The organism is Snodgrassella gandavensis (assembly GCF_914768025.1).
In the GTDB taxonomy this organism is placed as follows: domain Bacteria; phylum Pseudomonadota; class Gammaproteobacteria; order Burkholderiales; family Neisseriaceae; genus Snodgrassella; species Snodgrassella gandavensis.
This window is the reverse complement of record NZ_CAJZCE010000007.1, coordinates 105,478-116,907: the sequence shown is the minus strand read 5'-3', so window position 1 is coordinate 116,907 and position 11,430 is coordinate 105,478. Positions and strand designations below refer to the sequence as shown.

Annotated in this window: 9 protein-coding genes; 1 reads left to right on the top strand and 8 read right to left on the bottom strand. The window is 38.9% G+C overall.

Annotated features, from left to right (window positions below; genetic code table 11):
• On the bottom strand, nt 1-4,940 hold a 4,940-nt coding region (locus tag MJ764_RS06875), incomplete at its 3' end, for an ESPR-type extended signal peptide-containing protein (protein ID WP_275415279.1).
• A 1,052-nt stretch (nt 4,941-5,992) separates the two neighbouring features.
• Between MJ764_RS06875 and MJ764_RS06870 the strand changes: the two genes are divergently transcribed.
• Nucleotides 5,993-7,003, top strand: a complete 1,011-nt coding sequence (locus tag MJ764_RS06870) for a hypothetical protein (RefSeq protein ID WP_239325823.1) — start codon at nt 5,993-5,995, stop codon at nt 7,001-7,003.
• Nucleotides 7,004-7,442: 439 nt separating this feature from the next.
• Here MJ764_RS06870 and MJ764_RS06865 read toward each other — a convergent pair whose 3' ends face one another.
• The 7 genes from MJ764_RS06865 to MJ764_RS06845 all read right to left on the bottom strand — a co-directional run bounded on the left by MJ764_RS06865 (nt 7,443) and on the right by MJ764_RS06845 (nt 11,056).
• Entirely contained in the window at nt 7,443-7,799 is a 357-nt protein-coding gene (locus MJ764_RS06865; protein ID WP_239325822.1) for a glutaredoxin family protein, read from the bottom strand.
• A gap of 723 nt (nt 7,800-8,522) precedes the next feature.
• The gene (locus MJ764_RS11635) at nt 8,523-8,738 is read right to left on the bottom strand and encodes an SDR family NAD(P)-dependent oxidoreductase (RefSeq protein WP_420853937.1); all 216 of its coding nucleotides are present in this window, start codon (nt 8,736-8,738) and stop codon (nt 8,523-8,525) included.
• Entirely contained in the window at nt 8,699-8,824 is a 126-nt protein-coding gene (locus MJ764_RS11470; protein ID WP_275415278.1) for a hypothetical protein, read from the bottom strand. Before MJ764_RS11470 ends, MJ764_RS11635 begins: the two co-directional genes overlap by 40 nt.
• Nucleotides 8,825-8,920: 96 nt before the next feature.
• The gene (locus MJ764_RS06860) at nt 8,921-9,850 is read right to left on the bottom strand and encodes a DMT family transporter (RefSeq protein WP_239325820.1); all 930 of its coding nucleotides are present in this window, start codon (nt 9,848-9,850) and stop codon (nt 8,921-8,923) included.
• Between the two features lie 233 nt (nt 9,851-10,083).
• Nucleotides 10,084-10,428, bottom strand: a complete 345-nt coding sequence (locus MJ764_RS06855) for a Fic family protein (RefSeq protein ID WP_239325818.1) — start codon at nt 10,426-10,428, stop codon at nt 10,084-10,086.
• Between the two features lie 31 nt (nt 10,429-10,459).
• Entirely contained in the window at nt 10,460-10,618 is a 159-nt protein-coding gene (locus MJ764_RS06850) for a hypothetical protein (protein WP_476749658.1), read from the bottom strand.
• Between the two features lie 213 nt (nt 10,619-10,831).
• Nucleotides 10,832-11,056 carry a Fic/DOC family N-terminal domain-containing protein gene (locus MJ764_RS06845; RefSeq protein WP_239325832.1) on the bottom strand — a complete coding sequence of 75 codons (225 nt, stop codon included), beginning with the start codon at nt 11,054-11,056 and terminating at the stop codon, nt 10,832-10,834.
• Nucleotides 11,057-11,430: the final 374 nt, after the last annotated feature.

Genomic DNA, 11,430 nt, shown 5'->3' with positions numbered 1-11,430 from the left:
GTGCCATTCCATTGCAGTGCGTCTTTCTGCAAATTAGAAACATTATTATTTAAGCTACTAATACTGCTGTTAGCAGTATTAAGGCTGCTGCTTAAAGAGTTAATGCTGTTAACCGCAGTAGTGAGATCACCGGCCAGATTAGCTGTAGACTGGGACACAGTATCGATACGCGAATTGGCAGTGCTCAGACCAGTAGAGAGGTTGCCACTGAAAGCAGTAGATAGATTATCTAAACCGGTCACGGTAGAGCTGGACAGAGAATATAATTGTCCGCCATTAACTGCATCGGTAGAGTTTGCGGTGACATCACCAGCGGCCACTTTAACAATTTTCTGCGCATTAGCCGTACCATGGCTGGCATCGTAAGCAGTGCCATTCCATTGCAGTGCGTCTTTCTGCAAATTAGAAACATTATTATTTAAGCTACTAATACTGCTGTTAGCAGTATTAAGGCTGCTGCTTAAAGAGTTAATGCTGTTATTAACATTACTCAGGTCACCGGCATTGTGTAAAGTAGTAGACAGCGAATCCAAGCTGGTTGAAGTAGAGCTGGAAAGACTGAAAAGCTGTCCGGCATTAACCGCATCGGTGGAGTTCTCGCTGACATCACCAGCGGCCACTTTAACAATTTTCTGCGCATTGGCCGTACCATGACTGGCATCGTAAGCGGTGCCATTCCACTGCAAGGCATCTTTTTGCAGAGTGCTAATGCTGTTAACCGCAGTAGTGAGATCACCGGCCAGATTAGCTGTAGACTGGGACACAGTATCGATACGCGAATTGGCAGTGCTCAGACCAGTAGAGAGGTTGCCACTGAAAGCAGTAGATAGATTATCTAAACCGGTCACGGTAGAGCTGGACAGAGAATATAATTGTCCGCCATTAACAGCATCGGTAGAGTTTGCGGTGACATCACCAGCGGCCACTTTAACAATTTTCTGCGCATTAGCCGTACCATGGCTGGCATCGTAAGCAGTGCCATTCCATTGCAGTGCGTCTTTCTGCAAATTAGAAACATTATTATTTAAGCTACTAATACTGCTGTTAGCAGTATTAAGGCTGCTGCTTAAAGAGTTAATGCTGTTATTAACATTACTCAGGTCACCGGCATTGTGTAAAGTAGTAGACAGCGAATCCAAGCTGGTTGAAGTAGAGCTGGAAAGACTGAAAAGCTGTCCGGCATTAACCGCATCGGTAGAGTTCTCGCTGACATCACCAGCGGCCACTTTAACAATTTTCTGCGCATTGGCCGTGCCATGACTGGCATCGTAAGCGGTGCCATTCCACTGCAAGGCATCTTTTTGCAGAGTGCTGATGCTGTTAACCGCCGTAGAGAAATCACCGGCCAGATTGGCTGTAGACTGGGACACAGTATCGATACGCGAATTGGCAGTGCTCAGACCAGTAGAGAGGTTGCCACTGAAAGCAGTAGATAGATTATCTAAACCGGTCACGGTAGAGCTGGACAGAGAATATAATTGTCCGCCATTAACTGCATCGGTAGAGTTTGCGGTGACATCACCAGCGGCCACTTTAACAATTTTCTGCGCATTGGCCGTACCATGACTGGCATCATAAGCGGTGCCATTCCACTGCAAGGCGTCTTTTTGCAGGGTGTTGATGTTGTTATTAACATTACTCAGATCACCGGCATTGCGTAAAGTGGTAGACAGCGATTCGACACTAGTCGAAGTAGAGCTGGAAAGACTGAAAAGCTGTCCGGCATTAACCGCATCGGTGGAGTTCTCGCTGACATCACCAGCGGCCACTTTAACAATTTTCTGCGCATTGGCCGTACCATGGCTGGCATCGTAAGCGGTGCCATTCCATTGCAAGGCGTCTTTCTGCAAGTTGGAAACAGTGTTATTCAAGGAGCTGATGCTGTTATTAACATTACTCAGGTCACCGGCATTGTGTAAAGTAGTAGACAGCGAATCCAAGCTGGTTGAAGTAGAGCTGGAAAGACTGAAAAGCTGTCCGGCATTAACCGCATCGGTGGAGTTCTCGCTGACATCACCAGCAGCGACTTTAACAATTTTCTGCGCATTGGCCGTGCCATGACTGGCATCATAAGCGGTGCCATTCCACTGCAAGGCGTCTTTTTGCAGGGTGTTGATGTTGTTATTAACATTACTCAGATCACCGGCATTGTGTAAAGTAGTAGACAGCGAATCCAAGCTGGTTGAAGTAGAGCTGGAAAGACTGAAAAGCTGCCCAGCATTAACAGCATCGGTAGAATTTTCGCTGACATCACCAGCAGCTACTTTAACAATTTTCTGCGCATTAGCCGTACCATGACTGGCATCGTAAGCGGTGCCATTCCACTGCAAGGCATCTTTTTGCAGAGTGCTAATGCTGTTAACCGCAGTAGTGAGATCACCGGCCAGATTGGCTGTAGACTGGGACACAGTATCGATACGCGAATTGGCAGTGCTCAGACCAGTAGAGAGGTTGCCACTGAAAGCAGTAGATAGATTATCTAAACCGGTCACGGTAGAACTAGACAGAGAATATAATTGTCCGCCATTAACTGCATCGGTAGAGTTTGCGGTGACATCACCAGCGGCCACTTTAACAATTTTCTGCGCATTAGCCGTACCGTGGCTGGCATCGTAAGCGGTGCCATTCCATTGCAAGGCGTCTTTCTGCAAGTTGGAAACAGTGTTATTCAAGGAGCTGATGCTGTTATTAACATTACTCAGGTCACCGGCATTACGTAAAGTAGTAGACAGCGAATCCAAACTGGTTGAAGTAGAGCTGGAAAGACTAAAAAGCTGTCCGGCATTAACCGCATCGGTAGAATTTTCGCTGACATCACCAGCGGCCACTTTAACAATTTTCTGCGCATTGGCCGTACCATGACTGGCATCATAAGCGGTGCCATTCCATTGCAGGGCGTCTTTCTGCAAATTAGAAACATTATTATTTAAGCTACTAATACTGCTGTTAGCAGTATTAAGGCTGCTGCTTAAAGAGTTAATGCTGTTATTAACATTACTCAGGTCACCGGCATTGTGTAAAGTAGTAGACAGCGAATCCAAGCTGGTTGAAGTAGAGCTGGAAAGACTGAAAAGCTGTCCGGCATTAACCGCATCGGTGGAGTTCTCGCTGACATCACCAGCGGCCACTTTAATAATTTTCTGCGCATTAGCCGTACCATGACTGGCATCATAAGCGGTACCATTCCATTGCAGAGCGTCTTTCTGCAAGTTAGAAACATTATTATTTAAGCTACTAATACTGCTGTTAGCAGTATTAAGGCTGCTGCTTAAAGAGTTAATGCTGTTATTAACATTACTCAGGTCACCGGCATTACGTAAAGTGGTAGACAGCGATTCGACACTAGTCGAAGTAGAGCTGGAAAGGCTGAAAAGCTGTCCGGCATTAACCGCATCGGTAGAGTTTGCGGTGACATCACCAGCGGCCACTTTAACAATTTTCTGCGCATTAGCCGTACCATGACTGGCATCATAAGCGGTGCCATTCCATTGCAGGGCGTCTTTCTGCAAGTTGGAAACAGTGTTATTTAAGGAGCTGATGCTGTTATTAACATTACTCAGGTCACCGGCATTGCGTAAAGTGGTAGACAGCGATTCGACACTAGTCGAAGTAGAGCTGGAAAGACTGAAAAGCTGTCCGGCATTAACGGCATCAGTAGAATTTTCGCTGACATCACCAGCAGCTACTTTGATAATTTTCTGCGCATTGGCAGTGCCGTGGCTGGCATCGTAAGCGGTACCATTCCATTGCAAGGCGTCTTTTTGTAGGGTGTTAATGCTGTTGTTTATTGAGGTTAAATCAGTTGCTCTGATAATCGCTGTAGACAAACTGGATAAACCTGTTGAGGTAGAGCTGGCCAGATTTTTTAATTGGGCTACGTTAACCGCATCAGTATCGGCAGTACCGGCCGCTAGGCCAGTTATCTGTCGGGTGATCTGCATATTTGTATTCCCGATGGCAACTGCGCCAGCGGTACTTTTCCATGTTGCAGACTGATTTACAGCATCGGTATTAGTGCCGGCCGGATCATAACCCTGAATACCGGAGCTAGTATTAGCCAGAGAATCGCTACCTAGAGCCACTGCTTTTTCTACTGTTGCCATGGCGTTGGCACCCAACGCAGTAGCATTATCTTTCTGGGCAGCACTATTGAAACCAACCGCCACACTTCCTGCACCATCGGAAGTGGCCACGGAACCAAGCGCTAAACTTGCAGTGTTAGTAGCCTGAGCACCAACACCGATTGCAACAGCAGTTGCGCCAGAAGCCAATGCCGCTACACCAAAAGCCTGAGCACCACCAGCAGTGGCAGTGGCATTATTACCGAATGCTGTTGAATAATTACCTGTGGCATAAGAGCCGCAACCGGATGCAAAGGAATAAACGCCATAAGCTACAGGAAGTCTATTGATGTCTCCACCAGTTGGGGTACCCATGTAGCCGGATGATCCGGTGTTAATCCCACCGGTAGTACCGTCTCCGGTCCATACTTGCTGACCGTTGCTGACGCCATAAGGATTTCTGCCATTAAATGAACGATTCTCGGCAAAACGCAAGTATTCTTCCATGGCACTGATTCCACCTGTGATATTTCTGCGCCCGCTTACTTTGTCTGTACCACAAAAATCATCATCACCTGCCAAAACGATACTGCCGTGGCTGCCGTTGCCATAGGCTACGGCTGGGCTATTCGTACTTAAATTAGAACCACCGGTGATAGCCAGATTGGCAGCATACACCGGAGAAATTGCCTGCAATTGCAGTACTAGTGTTGTAAGTGTGAGGCTGACAATTTTTTTCAGCCCGAACATATTTAATATGCGTTTGACAAGTGGTAGTTCACAAACAGTATTCGACTTGGTTTTACTGTTTGCCAATTCTGATGCAGCTACCCACGTTTGCGTATGTTCATTCCAGACATTGCGATAAACCTTGTTCATAGGTTTCTCCTGATTAAAGTTAAATGACTAACAAACCTAACCTCTTCTACACATAACCATATCTGTTCATTACATCCGCCAGTTGCTCAAGCAGGCCGACAGACACATAAACAGTCAATCAATAAGGATTAAAACTGCCTGTATAAAATTTCTAATCATTTACACATGATCAAATGCAGCTAATCTGAAAGATTACGCTTGAAAAATAAAATCTTATAAATTATTAATTATTAATTATTAATATTTTCAGAATAGGAAAATAATTAACTTATTGTTGTGGCTTTTTAATATATGGGTATAAATTGAAATGAGTTTTCAATATTTTTATTAAAAAAATTAACCAAAGAAAATATATTTATTTCTGTAAAAGATTAAGTAAACTTACTAATATTTAATGAAAAGATTAATAAGAGAAACAATGGTCTGGCTGAATAAAAAATATCAGACAAAAACAGAAAACAGTTGGAAAGAAGGTCATCACAGCTACACTATTATCCATTTTAATTAAAAAAGTAATATATTTTTTAATTAAATTATGATAAAAAATTAAATAAAATAATTAATTTTTAGATAAATAAATGAATCTGTGTAAATTTAAGCTGAAATTGAAATAATACTAATCCCGAATTAAACAGAATAAAATTACACTTGTATTGCCAGCCTATTTTCATGGTGATGGCCGTAAAATACAGAACTAATAAATTTATCATGCCGTAAATTAGGGCAATATCCGTAATCAGTGTAGAAATTCTTCAGCCATTTTAAATAACTGTGCCTGAGCAGTATAGCCAGCCAGATATTTATGGAATCAGGAAACAGCTCCATCTCAGTCCGAATTGATAAATGCATAAAAAATACAAGTGCTGAGGGAGATGCTTTGATTATTGATGCAAATGAATATATGACGCATGGCGATGGGAGGTCTGTATCGAAGGCTGATTTTAAATTCTAAATAGTTTTTATAAGTAATAGTTCTTTCAGTGTATTAAAGAAATAAAATTTGTTACTATTTAAGCAGATGAAATTCATATGTGCATGGAGAATATAAAGGTATGTTTGATAATTTTATTATTAGAATTTTGTTGATATTTGCTGGAATTATCCTAATCACTTTTTTCTTACCTCTATGTAGCGTTTGGATTCTGGCTAAAGTAACAGATTTAGCAAAAGCGCACCCAAAACCGGCGAAATATACATTAATAACCATGTTCATTATATTAATGGTAGCAGGTGGTTTAAAAATACGAGATATATATTATGAAAAATCGCCGTATTACTTCTGGAATGAATTAATAAAGAAAAACCCCAAACCAAACGATATTACACAAGAAGAATTTGAGGCTAAAAACAGAGCTGGGTATTGCTGGCGGGACAGGAAATATTATAGCAAGGAAGAGCTTTGGTATAAGGCAATGAAAAGCTTAACTGGTCGAATGATATATGAAAATAAATTTTATTGGGATAATAAGGTGGTTAATATTAATGGTGATTTTTTACCAACTGAAGAGGAGTGTGCTAGGTGGAACGGTTGTAGAGTCTTTAAAATTCCGATGAATCCAGACAAAGAAAAATTCCTTAAAGATAATATTGAAAATAAATATGATTTTTGGAAAGGCATTGATATATTAATTAAACATAATGAAGCGGAAAGCTTTATATTTGCGTCGGATAAAAATTATATTAATGACGATTTTAAGTTAAAAAACTATATTTTGATACATAAAAAAGATAATCCAGCTTATCTCTCTGTCTATGATAGTAATAGCTGTTGCACTGTTTTAAATAAATCAGAATGGTCATTGATAAGAAAAAACTATATTTTAAAATATGCTGGATTTGATGTAGCAGCATTTATGCAAGAATCTAGAATTCCCATAGATATAAATATTAGTTCTTGGGGCGTAGGTAATTTTTATTTTGATGTTACATATTCTGATTCAATAAGTGTGCCAGAATTTGTAGCTAAAGATAAAAGTGAAACTTTTAAGGATACCAGAAAAGTTTATTTGTTAAATAATTGTGGCGATGTTTTATATAGACCAAATTATTGGTGGCGCAGGTAATTTACAATAAATTATAGATTACAACTTTAATTATTTATTGTGTTGATATAAGTTTTTTTGGGTTTAATCTGTGGCTTTAAATATTAAATAAAAGGAGCGTTTATATGCCTTATGACGTGAATGCAGGAAAAGAATTAGTAAGTGTGGATGAAATTCTGGGTAGATATTTATGGAATCAGTAAACAGCACCATCACCATCGGAATTAGTTGATGATAAATGGATACGAGATGCGAGTGCTAAGGGAGATGCTTTGATTATTTTTAACTACCCCCTAAAATAGTACAGCGCAAAAGTAGAAAATTCTCTCTATTAACCCACGGAGGATTTAAACATGAAAAAATGACTGAACATCAAATCGTATCCATTTTAAAAGAAGCTGAAGCCGATATTTACATCACCTTTAACGAGTAAATATACAAAATATAGAATGGGGTCGTTTTAATCTATCTTATTTTTATTATAATAAGTTTCCATAACTGTATTATAGTGAGGGTTGGTGAAAAATTTACCATTAACTTCTACTACAGGCAAGAGATAATAGCTTGTATCAATACCTGCTTCACGCATTTTTTTATTCATTGGAATTGATATTTTTTTATCATCCACGTTATAGTAGTCGTATGATATATGATCTTTTTTTAAATACCTTCTCATTCTTTGGGTATTTCCACAACCATCTCTACCGTAAACTTTAATATAAGATCCATTTGAAGAATATACAGTTTTATGTTTATCTTTTATTACTATAACGTAAAATGCTACTATTAACATAAAAAATATAATCAATTTTTTCATCACTATTATTCCTAAAGTTTAATACTATTAATATCTTTAATTTAATTTTAATTCTGGAGAAATTAAAATTTTAATGGCTAAATATACTAATATTAGATTAATAATATTCATTGTAGATGATGAATATTAAATTACAAATTTAATTGTTTAATATTAGTTATTATTGACTGTGTTGATTGTTTTGTCAATTATTAACTTAATTTAAATATTTGTATCATTTTATTATGTGTTTGTTGGATAGTAAGATGGTTATTTGATTAAGATTAAATCATTTATGTTGTAATAAGTTAGGTTTAATTCATGTACTAAAGGCATAGAAAATTTTAAGTTGGGAAGGGTGATAGTAGTTGGTGATTTGGGTTAATTTATATATTTATTTAATAATTTATAATTAGGTTATTAAGAAGTAATGAATGAAATAGAGCTGAATAAAAAGTTACTTATGTATTGATTTAGTAGTTAAGTAAATCATTAATGACTGTATTTGGCGGTTGTTGATTGTGATTTAAGGCAAGTTCAAATTTCCTGCATTTGCATTGTAGATGGTTACGATTTAGCTTTTGCTTTGAATGAAAGTTGCAGGAAGAAATTGGCTGGGTTTGGCGCTGCGGTGCAGCTTCTAAATTTCTGATTTCACACCCAGTGTGGCACCGTCATCGACGCCGGTTTTCTGCATGGTGATTTATATGGCTTGTTCAGAGAGGAGTAAAGATACGGTATTGGCTATGTCTGCGGGCTGTGCCAGTTTTCTGAGGGGCTGCCGAGGCGGTACTGGCTTGGGTCGCCATTGATGATGCTGGCTGGTGGTTTACTGTCTGGCCACAATTGTTGCTGCATGGCGGTGAGGGTGGAACCGGGGGAGATGATGTTGACGCGTACATGTGGGGCGACTTCCAGTGCTAGATTGCGGCAGAAGTGGCTGAGGGCAGCTTTGGTGATGGCATACAGGCGCTGTTGTTCGCCGCCAGACAGGACTGAGCCTTGCCGGCCAACGCTTTGGTGAATGCCTTTGTCTGCACGATCAATGATTTGTTCCAGCGTGCAAAGAATGTATATTATGGTTTTTGGGTAATTATTCTATTGTTAATATTGATATATAGGCCGGTCTGCTAATGTTTAATCTACTGCGAACCGAAGTTGCCAGATATATTTTTGTATAATAAATCGAAGATGCCGTTAATTAACAAAATCCCCAGAATAATCAGTAATGCACCGGAAAAAAATTCAGTAGTTGGGATTTCGTGTAAAAACAGCCAGCCCAGCATCATTGCAAAAATAGGTTCAGCTAATTCGGTAACTTGTACGCGAGCGGCTGATAGGCAACTGAGTGCTTTGGTGGTGCAGTAAAAGCCAAGAATGGTTGGTAAAACGGCCAGAGCAGATAGGCCGGTAATAGTTGGCCAATTCATATTTAGCGGATTACTGTGCACCGTGAGTGTATAAGGTAAAGCCAGATAAAATACGCCAAACAACAGTAATAATCTGGTGAGATAAATTCCTCCGGATAATCGGAATTTTTTCACCAGCACACTGAAAAGCCCATAGCCTAGTCCCGCAGTAGCGGCAAAAGTTAATAATAGTAGTGTACCTTTTTCTGACCAGGATATGATACTGATGCCTGCAATAGCCAATCCTGTGCCCACTAGTGCCGGGATGGTGATTTTTTCCCCTAAGAGTAACCAGCCAAAAAAAAGTGCCGTAATTGCTGCCGAGGTCATTACCACTACGACAACGTTGGCTGCGAAGCCATAACCATAAGCCAGTGTTTCAAAGAAAAACAGTGTAAAAATCCCAAACAATGAACATAAAGCTATATGTAACCAGACTATTTTGCTAGTGTCGGTTTTGGGCGCAATCATTTGCATCTGCTGATTAAACGGAACCCGAATAACCAGTAGTGAGACAAAAACGGTGGCAATCAATGTTTTATAAAATGCTATTTCATATGCGTTCAGGCCGCTGGACATCAGTAGTTTGCTGATCATGCCAATAGAGCCATTTAGCGCGGCTGCTGATAATGCAAAAAAGATTCCGGTTATGGATTTAGACATTTTTTGATTCTTTCCTCTGAATTTCCTTATACAGATATTCCACAATCTGACTAAATCAGGATTCACATATTTATAAGGAGCAATATTGGTATATTGTCTGTATTGATTGATTAAGGAGCATAAGTTGTATTTATATCATCTGATTATGTTTGTTCATAGGGTAAAGTAATTTCTTTATCTATGGTTTGCTCAATGTAAATGATACCCACTGCTACTACGCTATTTGTATGACATTATGAGTGTGGGTAAGCATTAAAATCATTCGTATTATGTATCAGTATATCAAGCAGTTTGTAATGCAAAAATAGCTTGTCTCTTCCAAATTGCATTTCTTTCAGCACGCCAATAGTACATAATTCTTTAAGATATTTGGAGGCTGTCTGCCTACCAGCAATACCGCGTTGTTGCAGATTAATAATACGGGTATATGGTAGTTCAAATAACAAATTAATTAATTCATAACTGTATATTTGTGGTTTTATGTTTTTAACATATTCAATTGTGTGTTGTTGTAGTCGACGAATAGCATCAATTTTGGCTATAGTCCATAATGCTGTTGATTCAATACCTTTTAGCATATATAAAATCCATTCTTCCCACGCCTGATTTTTAGTGACATTTAATAATCCTTGATAATAAGCGTTTTTGTTTTGAATGATATATTGGTTCGGATATAAGCTTCGGTGAAGTCAGTAGTCCTTTATCACTCAGTATCAGGCTAGTTAAGACGTGTCCAATACGGCCATCGCTATCCTCAAATGGGTGAATTGCTTCAAATTGATAATGAGCAATGGCTAAAATAATTAAGGGATTTAAATGATCGCTTTGGTGAATAAAGTGCGCTCAATTTGCTAGCTTGTTACGAATAATTTCATCGCCGTCAGGTGGTGTGTAAGTAATCCGGTGTATCTGGCTGTTTCTCAATGCTGTGCCATCTGGTTTTCGGATATCCTTGGCACTGCCTTTAATTTCGTTACCTACTTAAACGGCTGTGTGAGTGCATAATGGTCTTTTTGTTATAGATTGCACTCTTTCAATCAGTGCAGAACGATATCGTAATGCTTTTTTTGTCATTGGATCAGGCTGTGATGCCATTTTTATATACTGAAGAAGTTTATCTGTGGTTGTGACAATATTTTCAATTTCAGAACTGGCCTGTGCTTCGATAATAGGCAGAATATTAATAAGCATAGTTTGATTAGGTATCCATTCTGCTATTTGTTTGAGTTTAGCCAGAGCGGTACGTGCGAGAATACGCTGCTTCAGTTTAATTTCGGTTCGTGGTGGTAATGATGGCTGTGCATTATAGGGTTTATCAAATTCTCAGGCAGACATGTTTATTAATCTCTAAAATTTAAACATGTTTTAAGTACATGTTTAAAGCGTGTACATATCCAGAAAATATGTTTAAATTTTGAGATTTTTTAAATATATTGTTTGGGCTTAAAGATATTATTATAAAATCAATAAGATAAATGCCAGGTTGCAACTAGAATGTTGCATTGGAATTATTATCCATCTGTATCAGGTAATTAATTATTAAGTTGGTAAGTAAATTTAATACTTTTTTGATGTTTAGG